1 pseudogene is annotated in these 535 nt (G+C 68.6%); it reads right to left on the bottom strand.

The features are described 5' to 3' along the window. Positions 1-227 precede the first annotated feature (227 nt). Positions 228-535 (bottom strand): annotated as a pseudogene (locus ACTQV4_RS10365) (IS30 family transposase); the annotation flags it as partial.

Here is a 535-nt window from a genome sequence, read left to right as displayed (position 1 = left end):
GGTTGATTTCCGATCTCAGCCGAACACATTGAGCTGATGGCACGCTCCCGCAGTCAACCGAACGCCCCCGAGGTCCTATCCGGGACCCGGGGGCGGCATTTTCCCAGTTGAAGGAATGGTGGAGATGTGTTTCGATGGGTCCGGTGGCCATGCTCCGCCCGCCGCCCGGCACCTCTTCCCAGACTCAGCCGGACGGTCGGTCCGTCTATTCCGTTTTTTCTCCTAGGCTAGGCCAGCGGGGCATCGCCCCTCTCTGCGCGCGCCCTCTCGATGAGCCCCGGCGTCAGGTCGAGTTCCCCGATGGGCACGTCCCCCACGCCGTAGGCGTCCAGCAGCGCCGCCGCGTCCTCCCCGAGCATCGCCCTGAAGGCGCGCGCGGGCGTCGCGAAGCCGAGCGCGCCGCGGGGCTCGGAGTTCACGTGCGACATGGCCAGCGCCAGGTCGGCCGGGGCGAGCCGGTCGAACCTGATTCCGGCGCCCTTGGGCAGCAGCTTCCTGATCTCGACGTGGTTGCGCTCGCAGGCGCCCTTCTGGT

This window comes from Collinsella sp. LCP19S3_B11 (assembly GCF_052121915.1).
Classification (GTDB): domain Bacteria; phylum Actinomycetota; class Coriobacteriia; order Coriobacteriales; family Coriobacteriaceae; genus Collinsella.
Note: the sequence above shows the minus strand (reverse complement) of the source record. Positions and strands in the feature narration are given on the sequence as shown.